General features: G+C 40.3%; 21 protein-coding genes. 2 read left to right on the top strand and 19 right to left on the bottom strand.

The features are described from left to right. Positions 1 to 407 precede the first annotated feature (407 nt). From rseP to ABE613_RS05410, 10 genes are all read right to left on the bottom strand, one after another. Positions 408 to 1,439 (bottom strand): RIP metalloprotease RseP, encoded by a 1,032-nt coding sequence (gene rseP / locus ABE613_RS05365; protein ID WP_235233118.1) that lies wholly within the window; start codon positions 1,437 to 1,439, stop codon positions 408 to 410. 8 nt (positions 1,440 to 1,447) lie between these two features. Further along, positions 1,448 to 2,590, bottom strand: coding sequence for a 1-deoxy-D-xylulose-5-phosphate reductoisomerase (locus tag ABE613_RS05370; RefSeq protein ID WP_235233117.1), 1,143 nt, complete (start codon positions 2,588 to 2,590; stop codon positions 1,448 to 1,450). A 52-nt stretch (positions 2,591 to 2,642) separates the two neighbouring features. Further along, a complete protein-coding gene (locus ABE613_RS05375; RefSeq protein WP_347375868.1) occupies positions 2,643 to 3,449 on the bottom strand; it encodes a phosphatidate cytidylyltransferase in 807 nt (268 codons plus the stop codon). Beyond that, the gene (gene uppS / locus ABE613_RS05380; RefSeq protein ID WP_235233115.1) at positions 3,442 to 4,164 is read right to left on the bottom strand and encodes an undecaprenyl pyrophosphate synthase; all 723 of its coding nucleotides are present in this window, start codon (positions 4,162 to 4,164) and stop codon (positions 3,442 to 3,444) included. Before uppS ends, ABE613_RS05375 begins: the two co-directional genes overlap by 8 nt. A 120-nt stretch (positions 4,165 to 4,284) precedes the next feature. Beyond that, the gene (gene frr / locus ABE613_RS05385; RefSeq protein ID WP_235233114.1) at positions 4,285 to 4,836 is read right to left on the bottom strand and encodes a ribosome recycling factor; all 552 of its coding nucleotides are present in this window, start codon (positions 4,834 to 4,836) and stop codon (positions 4,285 to 4,287) included. Positions 4,837 to 4,853: 17 nt separating this feature from the next. After that, the gene (pyrH, locus tag ABE613_RS05390; RefSeq protein ID WP_235233113.1) at positions 4,854 to 5,549 is read right to left on the bottom strand and encodes a UMP kinase; all 696 of its coding nucleotides are present in this window, start codon (positions 5,547 to 5,549) and stop codon (positions 4,854 to 4,856) included. A gap of 87 nt (positions 5,550 to 5,636) precedes the next feature. Then, positions 5,637 to 6,980: an MATE family efflux transporter gene (locus ABE613_RS05395; protein WP_235233112.1), complete on the bottom strand. Its 1,344-nt coding sequence runs from the start codon at positions 6,978 to 6,980 to the stop codon at positions 5,637 to 5,639. Positions 6,981 to 7,124: 144 nt separating this feature from the next. Further along, a complete protein-coding gene (locus tag ABE613_RS05400) occupies positions 7,125 to 7,379 on the bottom strand; it encodes a hypothetical protein (protein WP_235233111.1) in 255 nt (84 codons plus the stop codon). A gap of 60 nt (positions 7,380 to 7,439) precedes the next feature. Further along, entirely contained in the window at positions 7,440 to 7,922 is a 483-nt protein-coding gene (locus ABE613_RS05405; protein ID WP_235233110.1) for a GNAT family N-acetyltransferase, read from the bottom strand. A 13-nt stretch (positions 7,923 to 7,935) separates the two neighbouring features. Further along, positions 7,936 to 8,298, bottom strand: a complete 363-nt coding sequence (locus tag ABE613_RS05410; RefSeq protein WP_235233124.1) for a VOC family protein — start codon at positions 8,296 to 8,298, stop codon at positions 7,936 to 7,938. 99 nt (positions 8,299 to 8,397) lie between these two features. Between ABE613_RS05410 and ABE613_RS05415 the strand changes: the two genes are divergently transcribed. After that, positions 8,398 to 9,519: a glycerate kinase family protein gene (locus tag ABE613_RS05415; protein WP_347375869.1), complete on the top strand. Its 1,122-nt coding sequence runs from the start codon at positions 8,398 to 8,400 to the stop codon at positions 9,517 to 9,519. Positions 9,520 to 9,585: 66 nt separating this feature from the next. Here the strand turns inward: ABE613_RS05415 and ABE613_RS05420 are convergent, their stop codons facing one another. Further along, complete coding sequence (locus ABE613_RS05420) at positions 9,586 to 10,473, bottom strand: YitT family protein (protein WP_235233108.1); 888 nt, start codon at positions 10,471 to 10,473, stop codon at positions 9,586 to 9,588. A 354-nt stretch (positions 10,474 to 10,827) separates the two neighbouring features. Here ABE613_RS05420 and ABE613_RS05425 point away from each other — a divergent pair, with 354 nt between their 5' ends. Beyond that, positions 10,828 to 11,334, top strand: coding sequence for a DUF2798 domain-containing protein (locus tag ABE613_RS05425; RefSeq protein WP_347375870.1), 507 nt, complete (start codon positions 10,828 to 10,830; stop codon positions 11,332 to 11,334). Positions 11,335 to 11,392: 58 nt separating this feature from the next. Here ABE613_RS05425 and ABE613_RS05430 read toward each other — a convergent pair whose 3' ends face one another. The 8 genes from ABE613_RS05430 to ABE613_RS05465 form a co-directional block, all read right to left on the bottom strand. Then, a complete protein-coding gene (locus tag ABE613_RS05430) occupies positions 11,393 to 11,716 on the bottom strand; it encodes a hypothetical protein (RefSeq protein WP_235233106.1) in 324 nt (107 codons plus the stop codon). Positions 11,717 to 11,747: 31 nt separating this feature from the next. Then, complete coding sequence (locus ABE613_RS05435; RefSeq protein ID WP_347375871.1) at positions 11,748 to 12,311, bottom strand: GNAT family N-acetyltransferase; 564 nt, start codon at positions 12,309 to 12,311, stop codon at positions 11,748 to 11,750. A gap of 18 nt (positions 12,312 to 12,329) precedes the next feature. Beyond that, entirely contained in the window at positions 12,330 to 12,587 is a 258-nt protein-coding gene (locus ABE613_RS05440) for a TfoX/Sxy family protein (RefSeq protein ID WP_235233104.1), read from the bottom strand. A 46-nt stretch (positions 12,588 to 12,633) separates the two neighbouring features. Next, positions 12,634 to 13,215 (bottom strand): helix-turn-helix domain-containing protein, encoded by a 582-nt coding sequence (locus tag ABE613_RS05445; protein WP_347375872.1) that lies wholly within the window; start codon positions 13,213 to 13,215, stop codon positions 12,634 to 12,636. 83 nt (positions 13,216 to 13,298) lie between these two features. Next, positions 13,299 to 14,114 (bottom strand): MBL fold metallo-hydrolase, encoded by an 816-nt coding sequence (locus ABE613_RS05450; protein WP_347375873.1) that lies wholly within the window; start codon positions 14,112 to 14,114, stop codon positions 13,299 to 13,301. 16 nt (positions 14,115 to 14,130) lie between these two features. Continuing rightward, positions 14,131 to 14,676: a DUF2812 domain-containing protein gene (locus ABE613_RS05455; RefSeq protein ID WP_347375874.1), complete on the bottom strand. Its 546-nt coding sequence runs from the start codon at positions 14,674 to 14,676 to the stop codon at positions 14,131 to 14,133. After that, on the bottom strand, positions 14,666 to 14,992 hold the full coding sequence (locus ABE613_RS05460) for a PadR family transcriptional regulator (protein WP_235233100.1): 327 nt from the start codon (positions 14,990 to 14,992) through the stop codon (positions 14,666 to 14,668). Before ABE613_RS05460 ends, ABE613_RS05455 begins: the two co-directional genes overlap by 11 nt. Positions 14,993 to 15,195: 203 nt before the next feature. Beyond that, on the bottom strand, positions 15,196 to 16,857 hold the full coding sequence (locus ABE613_RS05465) for a glycoside hydrolase family 13 protein (RefSeq protein ID WP_347375875.1): 1,662 nt from the start codon (positions 16,855 to 16,857) through the stop codon (positions 15,196 to 15,198). Between the last annotated feature and the right edge of the window lie 7 nt (positions 16,858 to 16,864).

The following is a 16,864-nucleotide window of genomic DNA, read 5'->3' on the forward strand; positions in this document are numbered from 1 at the left end:
GGCAGAATAACTAACTGAATCTTCCATTGAAATAATGATGAATAGTATAAAAACATCGCTCCCCATTGCGCTTCACGCTAGGAATTCCCCCAGATGAGTTCATTCCGTGATTGAGAATGTCAGGCGCAAGGGAGCTGGATAGGCTGGTCTGTTTCCGTCCAGCCAAGCGATAGAATCCGTTACAGAAAAAAGAGTTGCAATTCCGTGTGAGAATTTGGCATCCAGCCAAATTCGAAAGGACTGTTGAATCGAGAAATTATCCAAATTTCTCGGTGAATCAGTCCGGTCACGAAATTGCAACTCTTTTTTCTGTTATGGATTCTTGGCGAAGGATACCGGAAACAGACCAGTCTATCCAACTCCCTTGCGCCGTACACACCCAATTACTAACTAATCTAAATTCCCACTTAAAAGAACACTCTCCTGATATCATTGAACATTACAAATACCATTAGCACCATCAATAATGCAATCCCGACTAGATGTACATATCCTTCTTTTTCTGGTGGTATTCTTTTTCTTCTGATTGCTTCAACAAACAGGAATACAAGACGTCCGCCATCCAGTGCCGGTAATGGGAGCAGATTCATAACTCCCAGATTCGCAGATAGGAGAATCGCAATATTCAACATCTGAGCAATTACAATAAAGAGGCCATAAGATTTACTCTGCTGATATGTGTTATCCACTACGCTGACTATTCCAACAGGACCGGACAATTGATCAGCTCCAATCTGTCCTGTAATCAGCATCTTTAAGCTTTCAAGAGTCGTACATATCCAGAATTTCACTTCATACACACCATATTGAATCGAAGTAAATATATTTGCCTTTGTATTTCCAGATCCTGTAATTCCTATACGTGTATAACCAGATTCCTCATCCATTTTTGGTATCAATGTAACGGTCTGCTTCTTTCCATCATGAATATAAGTAATCTCTACATCCTCTCCTTGATGAAACTGATTATAGATACTGATTTCTCGGTAGATATTGATTTTTTTGTTGCCCATCTTTACAATGGTATCGCCTTTTTGAATTCCTGCTTCTGCCGCGGGATATCCTTGCTCCACTTCTCTGACAACTGGTGGATCATACCCTACCATAGCTGTTAATATTACAGCAAATACAAAAGCAAGAATAAAATTAAAGATCGGCCCTGCTGCAATAACGGAAATTCGTGCCCATACGGATTTATTATTAAAATTATTCGGTGAATCTGTTGCTGCCTCATCTTCTCCCATAGCACAATAACCGCCAATTGGGAAAAGTCTGATTGCATACTTTGTTCCTTTATATTCTTTAGAACACAAAGCAGGTCCCATTCCAATGGCAAACTCTTCTACATCAATTCCATTCTTTTTCGCCAATATAAAATGACCAAATTCATGAAAGAACACAATGAAACTAAAGATTATAATCGCTAATATAATACCCAAGTTATGAATTACCTCCTGCTGTTAATTCTCTCGTAAGTTGCTGCTTCTGTATCTAATATCTGTTCAAGCGTAGGATTCTCAATATTTTTATGAGCACGCATACAGTCTTCAATAATCTCAATGATCTCGAGATACTTAATCTCACGTTTTAAGAACTGACTGACCGCAAGTTCGTTAGCCGCGTTAAATACGGTCGGAAGAGAGCCACCTTTTCTCCCCGCCTCATATGCCAACTGCAATCCATAGAAGGTATCCATATCCGGTTTTTCAAAGTCTAATTTTCCTAAATTCCAGAAATCAACTCGCTCACCCGGAAGATATCTTCTATCTGGATAATACAGAGCATATTGAATCGGAAGCTTCATATCTGGCGTCCCAAGTTCTGCCATTATGGCACCATCTACATACTCTACCATAGAATGAATGATGCTCTGTGGCTGTACGACTACCTGTACCTGATCTACATCTACATGAAAGAGCCACTTTGCTTCGATAACTTCTAATCCTTTATTTACCATAGTAGAAGAATCAATCGTAATCTTTTGTCCCATAGACCAATTCGGGTGCTTCAATGCATCCTCTACTTTTATTTCCAACAGATCTTCTTGCTTTTTTCCTCTGAACGGTCCACCGGAAGCTGTCAGAAGAATCTTATGGATTGCCTTATGGTCATTACCTTGCAAAGACTGAAAGATTGCGCTGTGCTCACTGTCCACCGGGAGAATCGACACATGCTTTTCTGCCGCCAGCGGCATAATAATATGACCTGCCGTTACCAATGTTTCTTTATTCGCAAGCGCAATATCTTTCCCGGCTTTAATCGCCTCTATGGTAGGGCGAATGCCAATCATGCCTACGATCGCTGTCACTAGTATTTCCATCTCTGATATTGTTGATACTTCAATCAATCCATCCATTCCCGATACAATTCTGGTATTCATATCTGAGACACGCGTACGGAGCTCCTGCGCCTTTTCTTCTGACCAGACCGCAGCAAGTCTTGGATGGAATTCACGAATCTGTGTTTCCAGAAGTTGTATATTGTTTCCAGCTGCCAAGCCAAGGACTTCAATATCTCCATTTTCTCTGACAACTTCCAGTGTCTGGGTTCCAATTGACCCTGTAGATCCTAATATGGCTATTTTTTTCATAGATATCCTCTCTTAATCATTATATGGTAACTTCCATCTTAACAGTATTTTTTTAGATATTTCCAGCAAGAAATGTTGCCAGATAATAAATGACAGGCGCCGTAAAGATTACACTGTCAAAACGATCCAGAATTCCACCATGTCCTGGAATTAATTTTCCATAATCTTTAATGTCATGATTACGTTTAATTGCGGAAGCAGCAAGATCTCCTACTTGTGAGATCATTCCTCCAACTGCACAGATAACCGCATAATGTATCGGATTAGCCTGAGCGCCTCCCCACTGGTTCATCGCCAGGGCAAAAAGAACTCCCAGCAGTGCTGCACCAACAATTCCTCCAATTCCTCCTTCCACAGATTTCTTTGGGCTCAGCTTCGGAGCCATCTTATGCTTACCAATCAACATTCCAACACAGTATGCACAAGTATCACAACCCCAGGAGCTTAAGAATATCAACCAGACCACGACACCTCCATCTGGGAGCATTCTAGTCTGATATACATAAGACAACATAACAGCAACATAGAACAGACCAAAGAAAACTGTCATTACTTGCTCTGCCCTGAAAGTAGGAAATGAAAATACATACACTGCCATTACCAGAACCAGGAAAAGAATGGTAAGCAACATCACATATTGCATATTTCCAGTAAGCAGCATTGCATAATAAGCAGCTGCAGCCAGATATCCAACAAATCCTAATATCTTATTCTGCACATCTACAACTTTATACAATTCTGACAATCCAATCAGACTGATGATTCCCAGAAATGCGAATAACAGATTGCCACCATATCCAACCGTAATAAGTAATACAATTACTAATACGATACCACTTAACAGTCTTGTCTTAAACATCTTCCTTCTGTTCCTCCTTTATTCCTCCATAACGCCGATCTCTGGCATTATATTGTTCAATCGCTTTTTCTAATTCTCTTTTTGAAAAATCCGGCCACGGGACATCTGTAAAATAAAATTCCGTATACGCAAGCTGCCACAACAGATAATTAGAAAGTCTCAATTCTCCGCTTGTACGGATTAAAAGATCGGGATCTGGGATATCATGTGTATCAAGATAGTTTTCAAAGGTCTTCTCCTCAATCTGATCAGGATGTACTTTTCCATCTACACAGTCTCTGGCAAGTTTTCTGACGGCTCGGATAATTTCATCTCTGCTTCCATAATTGATTGCAATCTGGAAATTCAATCCTCCGTTATTCTTTGTTGCTTCTTCCAACTCTTCAATTCTAGTGCGGATATCATCATCCAACCTTGTAATATCTCCAATAACACGAATCTTCATATCATTTTTTGCCGCTGTTTTCAGACAAGTCTTCATATAATTTCTCAGAAGCTTCATCAACGCATCAACTTCGTCCTGGGGGCGGTTCCAATTCTCTGTGGAAAATGCATACACAGTCAGATATTTAATTCCCATGCGATATGCCTCTTCACAGATACGCTCAACATTTTTACTGCCCTGCGCATGTCCATAATTTCGTGGCATTCCTTTAGACTTTGCCCAACGTCCATTTCCATCTAAAATAATCGCAACATGCTGCGGTATATTCATAAGATTATTCTCCTTCCACACAAAAAGCGCACTTAACGGCGCTCTTGCTGATACTTTATATGAATTGAGGGACAGACCCTCTATGCACAGGCTTCGGTTCTGTCCCACTCTCAACTCTTATTAAACAGTCATTACTTCTTTGGATTTCACTTCTACTGCTTTATCTACTTCTTTTACAAACTTATCCGTCAGTTTCTGCAGATCTTCTTCCATATCCTTAATCTCATCCTCAGATACATCAGAACCCTTCAGCTTTTTAAATTCGTCATTTCCATCACGACGGATATTACGGATTGCGACTTTGGAAGCTTCACCTTTTTTCTTAACATCCTTAACCAGTTCTTTTCTTCTCTCCTCTGTTAATTCCGGGAACACAAGACGAATACATGTTCCATCATTGGTTGGATTAATTCCAAGATCAGATACCAGAATCGCTTTTTCAATGACTTTCAGCATATTCTTCTCCCATGGCTGAATCTGAATCATACGAGCTTCTGGTACAGATACATTGGCTACCTGCTGAATCGGAGTAGGAGAGCCATAGTAATCAACGACGATTTTATTCAACACATTTGGATTGGCACGTCCTGCACGAATAGCTCCCAGTTCCCCTTCAAGGTTAGCCATCGTTTTCTTCATCTTATCCTCGTAAACTTTTAATCTTTCATTCATATTGATATCCTCCTATTTTATACAGTCACTTTCGTTCCTGTAAATGTTCCTTTCATAGTTTCTACGATACTGTTTTCTTCATTCAGTCCAAATACCAGCATCGGCATCTTATTCTCCAGACACATAATGGATGCTGTCAGATCTACTGCCATCAGTTTCTTGTCAATAATCTCCTGAATGGAAATCTCATCATACTTCTTCGCCTGCGGATTGACCTTCGGATCACTGTCATAGATTCCATCAATCGCCTTAGCCAGCAACATTGCATCCGCTTCTATTTCAATTGCACGAAGTACAGCTCCTGTATCCGTTGAGAAATAAGGATGTCCAGTTCCACCAGCGAAAAAAATCACCCTTCCTTCATTCAAAGCTTCTACTGCTGCATCCTTAGAAAACAGCGTCGTGAATGCACCACATACAAATGGAGTGAACACTTCTGTCTTCATTCCGGCATAACGGAAAATATCCGAAACATAGATACAATTCATAACGGTAGCCAGCATACCAATCTGATCTGCCTTCACACGGTCAATCGTCTCACTGGTTCTGCCTCTCCAGAAATTGCCACCACCAGTAACAATCGCAACCTGAACACCATCATCCACCAGCTGCTTAACTTGCTTTGCTACCCCCATACAAGTAGCTTCATCAAATCCCGTCTTTTTATCCCCTGCGAGTGCTTCCCCGCTGAGTTTCAACAATACTCTTTTCATAAGTCTGTGCTCCTTATTTTCAGTTCTGTTATTGCTTTCGCATAATTATATTAAATTATATCATAGGAAGAAAAAAAAAGGAATATGCTACGGCAACATTCCCTTTAATTTGTACTGCTTCATAATCCAGAAATACATAACAATGAGCAATATAGCTGCCAATATCCAGGCAACAGGGCTTGCCAGACAGATCCCAATATAGCTCTGACAATGGGATGCCACGCCTGCTGCTATGCTTCTTCCAATCAGTTCTGCAATCCCTGCTGTCATCGGTAATAATCCATAGCCCATTCCCTGAATTCCATTGCGATAGAGATTAACATACACCAGCGGGACAAACGACACTCCGACACATTTTAGATATATATCTACATATCCCATAATTTCTTTCAGGTTCTCCGATACAAAGAGAACCGTCATGTATTTCCCCGCGAAAAACATGAGTGCACCTGTCGCTATGGCATATCCGATGCCCATCCATGTTCCTGACCAGAATCCCTTACGAATCCGAAGAATCTTACCCGCGCCGACATTCTGAGCACAGTAATTGGCCATCGTAGTTCCCAGCGCAATGTAAGCCTGTGTTACAATCTGCTCAATCTTAACCGCCGCTGCAAATCCAGCCGCTGCTACTGATCCAAGACTATTCAGAGCTGTCTGAACGACAATTGTTCCAATAGCCGTAATAGAATATTGAAAAGCCATTGGGAATCCAATCTTCATCTGCCATTTTGCAAGGTCTGTATTCCATCTCCAATCATCCCTACACAAATGCAAAATCGGTACCTTCTTCTTAATATACACAAGACACAAAAGTCCTGACACTCCCTGTGCAATTACAGTTGCATAAGCAGCACCGCCGGCACTCATGTGGAACACAATAATAAACACCAGATCTAATACAATATTCAGTCCTGCTGCCAGAATCAAAAAATATAATGGTCTCTTACTGTCACCAACTGCCCTTAAAATACTTGATAACAGATTATACAATACCTGCGCTACAATTCCGCCACAGATTACCATAATATATTCATATGCCTGATCATACATATCAGATGGCGTATTCATCCAGCGCAGAACATCTTGCATCATTACCATACTAATAATGGTAAGAATTACAGATACAACTGCCGACAATACAGAAGCGGTCACCACTGATTGGCGCATAGCTCTCATATTGCCCGCACCAAAATGCTGCGCCGTAATGACCGTAAAACCAGCCGTCAATCCCTGTAGAAAGCCAATAATCAAAAATACCAGTGTTCCGCAGGAACCAACTGCCGCTAATGCTGCATTTCCAACGAATTTACCAACGATAATGGTATCTGCCATACTATAAAACTGCTGAAATATGTTTCCTATAAAAATCGGCATCGTAAAATTCACAATAATCTTTGCAGGATTTCCTGTTGTCATATCTCTCTTCATAGTCTGCATCCTTCCAAAGTAATCTTATTTTCTCAAAACTCACATCATTATAAAAAATAAAAAAAACGAATGCAATACTATATATCAACAAAAAACTTTGCAAAATCAAGCCGGTTCATCAGCACTTTTTACACTATATACACCTTAATCAAAATCCACATGATATACTTTATCGCTATCATGAATATCTACATAATGTAGATCGAATTGTTCATCCATAATCTCCATGCATCCCTGATAATAGATGGAATCGCTTTTCTTGATCATAAAAATATATGTGCCGTTCTCCTGCGAATCTGCTTCATCGCTGACTTCATCATAAAACTCTCTTCCATCAATCTCTCCCGGATATCCCGCTTTCTTTATCTTTTCTTCAATCAATCTGTATAATTCTTCCATATTTCGCCTCATCCAATCTCTATCACTTAATATCATAAATATCAATGGCTTTAGATATCCTTAAAACGTCAGTCGCATCTGATACCATACTACATTTCCGTGTACAGATGCAGAGACACCTTCATTTTCAAAGCCAAACTTTGCATAATAACGAATCAGCCTGTCTTTGCAAGTAAGCACCAGTCCCTTTCTTCCCTGTTCTTTCGCATCCTCGATCGCCTGTCTGATCAATACTGCTGCACAGCCTTGCTTGCGATATTCTGGGATTGTATTTACTCCAAAGATCATCTGCCAATCACCTGACTCATCATGCATAGAAGCATCTTCATACATCTCATCTGTCAGATCCGGTTCATTCGTCACCATCCCATTGACAAATCCGACCATCTTATCTTCATCAAATAACAGCCAGAAATGATCAGGATATACTTCCAGGCGGTCTTTTAGATCTTTTTCTGTTGCTGCTTCTGCCGCCGGAAAACATTCTGCTTCTACAGCAGCAATCTTACTCAAATCACTCATTGTTGCATTTCTAATATTCATCGTTTTTCTCTCCTTACATCGGTGTCCCAACTTCTATCAGATTACCGTCCGGATCATAAAATCGAATCACTTTTTGTCCCCAAGTATGCTCCATTAATGGATTTACATACTGTATGGGTTCTTTGTAGTTTTCTAATTTTTCAACAAATCCTTCTATATCTGTCTCTTCAAAATAAAGTTCTGTAGCGTGATTTTTCGGAATAATCTCTTTCTGAATAAATTGCTTCCACACCGATGCATCCTGTAATACCAATCCCTCTGTCAGGATTACATTGCCATCCTGATCCAGAATGACATCCAGGCCAAATAAATCTTTATAAAATTCTATTGATCGTTGAATATCATTTACTACGATTAATACATTCCTAAGCTTCAACTTTATCACCAACACCTTTCTGTCTATTGCATCCCTTCAACCAAAATTGTATAATAAACAACAAAAAAAGTACACCCCTATATGATCGGAGGATATAATATGAAAGTCGTAGTCGCAATGGATTCTCTGAAAGGAAGCCTGACATCTATGGAAGCAGGAATATCCGTCAAAGCTGGAATTCTTGCTGCAAAACCAGATGCCAAAGTAGTTGTAAAGCCTCTTGCTGATGGCGGTGAAGGTACTACAGATGCTCTAATTGAAGGATTGAACGGCGAGCGGATCGATGTCACAGTGACCGGACCTCTTGGTAATCCTGTTTCCTGCCACTACGGATATCTGAAAGAGACAAATACCGCCATTATTGAAATGGCATCTGCTGCCGGAATCACCCTTACTGATAAAAAAGACCCTCTACATGCAACAACTTACGGAGTCGGCGAGATGATTAATGATGCTATTACAAGAGGATGCCGGAACTTTATTATTGGAATTGGCGGAAGTGCCACGAACGATGGCGGAATCGGAATGTTAAAAGCACTTGGCTTTGTATTTCTTGATGAAAAGGGAAACGATGTGGGTGAAGGTGGGCAGGCACTTGGCAAAGTTCACACCATTAATATCCAGAATAAAAATCCCCATTTAACAGACTGCCATTTTCAGGTTGCCTGTGATGTAACGAATCCTCTCTGCGGAAACAATGGAGCCACTTATATCTATGGACCACAAAAAGGTGTTACCGATAACATCAAAGAAGAACTGGACCAGGCAATGGCTCATTATGCAGCAGTTACTCGTGTAGCCCTTGGATGTGATTATGAGAAAGCAGAAGGTGCAGGCGCTGCAGGAGGTCTTGGCTTTGCACTGCTAAGCTACCTTCACGCCAAACTCACACCCGGAATCGACTTAATCCTCAATGCCGTAGAATTAGAAAAAGAACTAAAAGATGCAGATATTGTTGTCACTGGCGAAGGTCGTCTGGACCACCAGACAGCTATGGGGAAAGCACCTGTCGGTGTTGCGAAACTTGCGAAAAAATATGACGCCAAAGTCATTGCATTTGCCGGAAGTGTCACTCCTGAAGCAACCGCTTGCAACGAGACTGGAATCGATGCATTTTTCCCAATTGTACGAGGAATTACAACCCTGAAAGAAGCTATGGATCCAGACTGTGCGAAAGCAAATATGCAGGCAGCTGTTGAACAGGTATTTCGTCTCCTATAATTGCACTCTCCATTATTGCCCCTCTAAATATGTCCCCGTTCTATTAAACAGAACGGGGGCAATAATTTATAATCTCTTTTCAAAATTTCCATCTACAGAGCATCCCTCTGTAAATATCATAAATGCATTAGGGTCAATGCTATGTACGATTTTCTTTATCTGTGCCACTTCATACTTGGATATCATAACAAACAAAATATAGGATGTCTTATTCGTGTATGCACCTTCGCCATCCCAATTCGTGACACCTCGTCCCATTTGCTCCATAATTGCTTTTGAGATACCAACCTTTTTGGTAAATATCATGACACTGGTATTAATATTCTGAATATGTACCCGATCAACGGCCAGAGAAGATACGGTTGCAAATATCAGTGAATAGATGACAATCTCAATGTTAAATAAAAACATACAGATTCCATATACAAAGATATTCATAATGATTGTGACTTTACCAACACTGAAATTCTTATATTTCTTCGAACAGCATAATCCTATGATATCCTGTCCTCCTGCTGATGATCTTCCACGAAGCACAAGTCCACAGCCTACTCCACACACAATTCCTCCGATAATACAGGCTGTGAGATAGTCCTCTACGATAGGAGTCTCAGGAATCGGGATTACAACAAGGAAGGCACTCATCATCCCTACCATAATCATCGTTTTTACAGCAAACTCTTTGCCCAGAATTCGATATCCCATGTACAAAAGCGGTACATTAATTGCAAAATATATGATACCAGTAAGGTTCGCCTGCGGCGGAATCGGAATATGCAGTCCTTTCGTAAGGAGCAATCCAAATAACTGCGAGACACCCATAAAGCCTCCGCTATACAATCCCATTGGCACGATCAACATATTAAATCCAAAGCAATAGATCAGATTTCCTATAATGGAATACATATTCTGTATGATGATTTCTCTCTTTTTTGCATTTTGCAGATAGTTCATCTTTTGTTCCCCCTTTTGCATTTATTTTCTGTTCTTAAAATCTTTTTATCTTCATTTGCTATAAGAGCACCTCCTACACATAATTTACCTTAGAATTTTCTGTCAGGCAATGAGACTGTTTTATTTTTTTCATATTTTATTGAAAAATTTTACTTGCAGCGCAAAATTATTTGAGATAAAATAAAAAAGCCGTGTAGCTTAAATTAATGTATGCAAAGCGTGTGAACTTCTTATAAGAAGTCACGCGCTTTTTTTATTCTGTTATAGGGAACTTTTGTTTCCGCAGAATTCTATATTATTCTAAGCAATACATAATTATAGTTCTTACACAATAACCAAAATGGAGGAATCAATATGCCAAGAAACAAAAAACAAGGAATTATCTTTGGAATCATCATGTCCTATGCCATGGCATACGGCATGGAAATCTACAACATCGCCATCAAACAGGGAATCAACCTGACTTCCGGAGGTTTCAGTAACATGACGAATCTCGTTTTCTGGGATGCATTAAAAGAAGCTGTCTACATGGGATTATTCGTCTTCATCTTCTCTAATCTCTGGGGCAATCGTATAGGAGCAGCCTTTGCCGCCAGACATTGTGATCCAAGTAAAGATAATCCCTATATCTGCCAACTGCTTCGCCAGGCAGGAACTGTTGCCATTATGTGTCCGACCATGAGCCTCGTAGCATCTATTCTGTTCAACATTATCCTTGCAGGAGCACCGATTTACCAACTGCCTGCCATCTGGGTCGGAACCTTTTTTAAGAACTTTCCGATGGCATTCTTCTGGAACATGTTTGCAGCGGCACCATTTACACACTGGATTTTTGGGAAATTATTCCCCAACAATTCATAAAACAGCTTTTCACAGGGGCATCATCTGCCCCTGTGCTTCTCTTTTCGTTTCTGTTGATTCAATTCAAACTTTCATGCTCTACAATATTCTTCAATTCGTCCAATGTTCTTTTACCTAAAAGCAGATCTATATCTAACATAATTATATTATGAACATCTGCACTTTTTGGATCACTCCTGTCATCAAATGGCCAGCAAGTAGGCATTGCCACAAAATCTCCCTTTGCATTGGCGCCAAATAACGGCATCCATCCTTCCTTTTCATCCAGAATTGCTATATACACCTTGTCCTCTTCAACGACTACACGGTATTCCATGTCCAGAATGTCCAGATTCCATCCGACAATCGTCTTCTTTCTATTGGAAACGATACTTGCGCACATATAATCTTCCTCCCTTTACTGCTTTTCCTCCTCAGATTCTGCCTCTGATTTCCGCAAAAGTTTTTATTGGCAAAGGATGTGCCGGATGTTCCAAGATGCATTTTTCCATCCACACCATATTATACCATCGTCCAAATTTATATCCGCATTTGTAGAATTCTCCAACCCAGCGATAACCCATATGCTCATGATACTGAACACTGTTCTTCGTAAGATATTCATCTTCTTCGACCGGATATCCGATACAGGCATTTAGATTCACAATATTCTGTAAAGCCAGCACACGTTCCAACGCTTCGTACAATTCTCTTCCAATTCCCTGTTTTCTTGCATCTTTGGAAACATAGACTGTTGTTTCTACTGCCCAGTCATAGGCTCTTCTCTCCTTAAATGGACCTGCATATGTATATCCCACAATGGTTCCGTTATGCTCAGCAACCAGATAAGGATATCTGCAAAGTGTCTTGCGAATTCGCTCACGGAATACTTCCACAGAAGGAACTTCATATTCAAAAGTAATAGCCGTATTTTCTACATAATATGCATAGATTTCCAGTAATTCTTCTGCATCATTTTCCGTTGCAATCCTGATCATGTTACCTGCCTCCACCGATTATTTTTTATGCCACTGATAGAATTCCTTTAATTCTGCCTTCTTTTCATCCGATAACTGGGTCTTCTTTACTCCCAGAATTGCTCCTTCCAATGCTAGAAGTCTGTGGATACAGGCCGATTCGTCTATCTGCTGAATTTTCAACCATGCCTGCTTTGCCCCTACAGAGTGCAGCTCCTCTTCAGTAAAAATTCCCACCTGGTTCAACTGTTCTTCAACGACTTTTCCTATATTCGGTAATTTCGATAATTCTCCCATATCGTCATCTCCTATAATACCAACAATTTTCATCTTATTTCTATTCTTATATTACTATCCTGAACATACCATGCCTGTTACAGTATGTGTATAAAAGTCCATGCCCTTTCTTACGAAATCTTATGGAAATGTCTTGCTCCGGATATAACTTTACAATTTCTGCTCCTGCCGATGTCACATAAGCGACAAAAGAAATATAATGCCTCTTTGTCATCGGATGGTTCAATGTTACATGATACTCCTGATCCACCGTCTCCAGATTGATTATATGATCTTCATCACAATTTTCACATTCCTGCTCTGGCAAAGTAATTCCACAGCAGGAAAAAGATCCTTGTCCGACGGATGTAATGATATTACCACAGACCGGGCATACATAAAAATGCATCTTTTTCATATTTCCTGCTGGATTTTCATTCTTTCTCAAATCTCCTGTTAGCAATTCTGCAATGGATGTCCCCAGTGCCTTTGCCAGATCCTCAATAATCGCAATATCAGGAAGCCCCTTTCCAGTCTCCCATTTTGAGACCGTCTTATCACTTACATTAATTTTATCTGCAAGTTCTTTCTGTGTGATATTTTGCTTTTCTCTTATCTCTTTAATAACCATTCCAGTCACATAACTCATAATAGATTCCTCTTTTCATTTATTATGAGTTCATTGTAAATAATCGCCTTACACATTACAACCTACGATACGTAGAGTTCATTCTACAACCACTCCATCTCAAGCCCAACCTTCAGCTGATGTACCATATCCCCCAGTTCTTCTTTCAGAATCTCAAAGGAACGTTCTCCGGTGCAGTGTCCGGTATAGATCTCTTTCACACCGGTATCCTTAATATGCTGTGCAAGCCTTCGGACTTCTGCCTCTTTTTTGCCAAAGATATGAAATCCTCCGACCAGCGCGCAGATTGTTTTTCCCGGATATGTCGCTTTGATTTCATGAATGATATTCGCAGCTCCCCCATGAGAACAACTGTTAAAGATGACCAATCCCTGATCTGTATCAAACACCAGGCTTTGCTCGTGCGAGAAATCATCTGCAGCCCATCCACTGCCTGTACGGATGTACATATGATTTTCTCTTCCAATCTCATCCAATCCAGCTGTTTTATGCGGAATCAATGAGACGCCCTGACAAAGGGAAGTATCTCCTTCTGCAAAAATAATTCTTTCCTTTTGCTTCTCAAGAATTCCCTTCGGCAGCCCTATGTATTTATGAAAAATCCATTTCTTCCCATAGCAATTCTCTTTGCTGCCTTTTCTTAGATAGAAACTCGCTTTTTCATTATGTTTAAAAAAAGCGTCCATCCCATCCGAATGATCATAATGAGCATGAGATAAGACTGCATAATCTACATCCTCAATTTCCTTTCCAAGTTCCTTTGCATTTTTCAGGAACAAGTCTGAAGCTCCTGTATCAAGAAGGATGTTTTTCCCCTCATATTCAATATAGATGCTTAAACCCCATTCCCCACAAAGTCCACCATTTGAAATATTATCTACTAATACTGTTGCTTTCATTTTCCTCTTTCCCTCATTACTTTTTTAAATTCTTCTGATATTTCCAGAAGCGGTATCCAAAATAAGCAAATATCCCAAGATAAAGAACGAACAACGCTATATACATTCCAACCACCACTCGATTGCCCAGACCTCTTTGTAAAAACAACTGCGGAAGAATGATCAGAAAAAATATAATAAGCAGCGGAATGATTCTTCCCCGGAAAACGCGCTTCATCATCTCTGTTCTGGAGGCATCGTCACAGAAGATCTCTTCTTCGCCATTCATCTCAGCGACCGGCTTACGAAAATAGCTATATCCAAAGAAATCCTGCAGGTATTCCCATCCACAATCCCGGAACATCTGAATATATTCCTCCTTGTGGGCAATCCCTTCCTGATTGTAATCCAGCTGATACACAACATCCTCCGGCTCACACTTCTCAAAATGATATCTTCCAAGTCCCGTCACTTTAATAAATTTCCACCCATTTTTGTGCTGTTCCTGCAGATATCTCTGCTCTCTCTCCCATTCAGGCACCGTAAAATACCGAAATTCCGTCTTCACATTCTTATCTTCCATTCTTCCGCACCTCCATCATATTACGATATAATCTCTCAATTCGCTTCATCTCCAGATCTAATACTTGCTGTCCCAGATCTGTAATAATATAGATCTTTCTTTTCTCTTCTTCTCTTACGAATCGAATCAAACCATCTTTCTCCATCTTAGAAAGACTTCCATACATGGTACCAGGACTTAATTTCAGTTCCCCAGCGGTCATCTCTTCTACTTTTTGGACAATACCATAACCATGAGACTCTTCTCGAAGACAAAGCAATATATAAAATCCCGTCTCTGTCATCGGTACATATACCTTCCTGATATGAGAATCCATAATACCCTCCATTCCAGTGCGATATATCGCACTTCGTTATATATTATATATAGCACTGCGATACATATTTGTCAAGAGAGAATTAGTAATTGATGAGACAAAAGGGAGAAGGTGGGTATCAGGCGCGAGGAGTCAGAATGGCTAATTGGATATCCAATTAGCCATTCTGACTCCTCGCGCCGTACGCTTCCTGACAACAAAACCTACTGAGCCAACAGTACCACTCTCGCCTCGTAAGGTCTTAATAATCCATCTTTGTGTTGTTTATAGTTTGAAATCAACTCTTTTCCATCTTCTGTGTTCTCGAATAAATCGCAGGCAACTTCCTTGTCTGTGAAGTTACAAGCAACGATCATTCTCTGATTTCCAAGGGTTCTTTCGTATGCATAGATCTCTTCACTTTCGTCCAAGAGACTTCCGAATTTACCATATACGATAATCTCATATTCTTTACGAAGAGCAATCAGCTTCTTATAGTAATGGAAGACACTGTTTGGGTCTTTCATCTCATCTTCTGCATTGATCAGCATGTAATTTGGATTTACCTTAAGCCATGGAATTCCGGTGGTAAATCCGGCATTTGGGCTCTTATTCCACTGCATTGGAGTTCTGGCATTATCACGTCCGATATTCTTAATACATTCCATCATCTCTTCTTCCGTGACCAGACCGTTTTCCGTCAGTTCATGAAATGCATTGATGGTCTCGATATCTCTGTAATCTTCCAGATTATCATAATATGCATTGGTCATACCCAGTTCCTCTCCCTGGAATACATATGGAGTACCTTTCATCATATGCAGGCAGGTAGCAAGCATTTTTGCAGAAACTACACGGAACATCGGGCTGTCATTTCCAAATCTGGACACGGCCCTTGGCTGATCATGATTATCCAGATACAGACTGTTCCATGCCTTTCCTTCGAATTCAATCTGCCATTTATTCAACGTATCTTTTAATTCTCTTAACGGAACCTTTTTGTTGGTCCATTTTCCAACGATTGTTTCACCCAGCGATACATGTTCAAAATGAAAGACCATATTTAATTCGTTGGTATCTTCACCGGCATACTGCATTGCATGATCAATTTTGGTATTCAACGCCTCTCCCACCGTCATAATATCATACTTTTGAAGTACCTTCTGATTCATTTCTTTCAGATACTCATGAATTCTTGGTCCATCACATACGAACGGCTGATGATTGCCATATAAGCCATCATCGACTGTTCCATCCGGGAATGACTGATCCTTTGATATCATGTTAATGACATCCATACGGAATCCATCAATGCCCTTCTCGCACCACCAGGTCATCATATCATAGACTTCTTCTCTGACCTTTTCATTTTCCCAGTTCAGATCTGGCTGCTTTTTGGAGAAGCAATGCAGATAATACATATCCGTTGCCTCATCGTACTGCCATGCGGAGCCACCGAAATTAGATCCCCAGTTATTTGGTTCTTTGCCATCTTTTCCTTCTTTCCAGATATAATAATCACGGTATGGATTGTCTTTTGATTTTCTGCTTTCTACAAACCATGCATGTTCATCAGATGTATGGTTTACCACCAGATCCATGACAATCTTAATACCACGTTTATGGGCTTCCTGAAGCATCCGGTCGAAATCATCCATGGTTCCGAATTCTTTCATGATCGCACGATAATCTGAGATATCATATCCATTGTCATCATTCGGGGACTGATATACCGGAGAAAGCCAGATAACGTCTATGCCAAGCTCTTTCAGATAATCCAGATGTTCTGTAATTCCGTTCAGATCTCCGATTCCATCTCCATTACTGTCCGCAAAACTTCTCGGATAAATCTGATAAATAACACTCTCTTTCCACCACTGTTTCATACTCTTT

The organism is Dorea chungnamensis, from assembly GCF_039832125.1.
Taxonomy (GTDB): Bacteria; Bacillota; Clostridia; order Lachnospirales; family Lachnospiraceae; genus JAFBIX01.

Excerpts from the sequence above, each read along its gene's own strand:
- ABE613_RS05450 (WP_347375873.1), bottom strand. The coding sequence starts at position 14,114 with ATGAAAGCAACAGTATTAGTAGATAATATTTCAAATGGTGGACTTTGT.
- frr (WP_235233114.1), bottom strand. The coding sequence starts at position 4,836 with ATGAATGAAAGATTAAAAGTTTACGAGGATAAGATGAAGAAAACGATG.
- uppS (WP_235233115.1), bottom strand. The coding sequence starts at position 4,164 with ATGAATATACCGCAGCATGTTGCGATTATTTTAGATGGAAATGGACGT.
- ABE613_RS05460 (WP_235233100.1), bottom strand. The coding sequence starts at position 14,992 with ATGGATTCTCATATCAGGAAGGTATATGTACCGATGACAGAGACGGGA.
- ABE613_RS05370 (WP_235233117.1), bottom strand. The coding sequence starts at position 2,590 with ATGAAAAAAATAGCCATATTAGGATCTACAGGGTCAATTGGAACCCAG.
- ABE613_RS05455 (WP_347375874.1), bottom strand. The coding sequence starts at position 14,676 with ATGGAAGATAAGAATGTGAAGACGGAATTTCGGTATTTTACGGTGCCT.
- ABE613_RS05465 (WP_347375875.1), bottom strand. The coding sequence starts at position 16,857 with ATGAAACAGTGGTGGAAAGAGAGTGTTATTTATCAGATTTATCCGAGA.
- ABE613_RS05425 (WP_347375870.1), top strand. The coding sequence starts at position 10,828 with ATGCCAAGAAACAAAAAACAAGGAATTATCTTTGGAATCATCATGTCC.
- pyrH (WP_235233113.1), bottom strand. The coding sequence starts at position 5,549 with ATGAAAAGAGTATTGTTGAAACTCAGCGGGGAAGCACTCGCAGGGGAT.
- ABE613_RS05375 (WP_347375868.1), bottom strand. The coding sequence starts at position 3,449 with ATGTTTAAGACAAGACTGTTAAGTGGTATCGTATTAGTAATTGTATTA.
- ABE613_RS05415 (WP_347375869.1), top strand. The coding sequence starts at position 8,398 with ATGAAAGTCGTAGTCGCAATGGATTCTCTGAAAGGAAGCCTGACATCT.
- ABE613_RS05430 (WP_235233106.1), bottom strand. The coding sequence starts at position 11,716 with ATGTGCGCAAGTATCGTTTCCAATAGAAAGAAGACGATTGTCGGATGG.
- ABE613_RS05420 (WP_235233108.1), bottom strand. The coding sequence starts at position 10,473 with ATGAACTATCTGCAAAATGCAAAAAAGAGAGAAATCATCATACAGAAT.
- ABE613_RS05405 (WP_235233110.1), bottom strand. The coding sequence starts at position 7,922 with ATGAATATTAGAAATGCAACAATGAGTGATTTGAGTAAGATTGCTGCT.
- ABE613_RS05440 (WP_235233104.1), bottom strand. The coding sequence starts at position 12,587 with ATGGGAGAATTATCGAAATTACCGAATATAGGAAAAGTCGTTGAAGAA.
- ABE613_RS05445 (WP_347375872.1), bottom strand. The coding sequence starts at position 13,215 with ATGAGTTATGTGACTGGAATGGTTATTAAAGAGATAAGAGAAAAGCAA.
- ABE613_RS05395 (WP_235233112.1), bottom strand. The coding sequence starts at position 6,980 with ATGAAGAGAGATATGACAACAGGAAATCCTGCAAAGATTATTGTGAAT.
- ABE613_RS05400 (WP_235233111.1), bottom strand. The coding sequence starts at position 7,379 with ATGGAAGAATTATACAGATTGATTGAAGAAAAGATAAAGAAAGCGGGA.
- ABE613_RS05435 (WP_347375871.1), bottom strand. The coding sequence starts at position 12,311 with ATGATCAGGATTGCAACGGAAAATGATGCAGAAGAATTACTGGAAATC.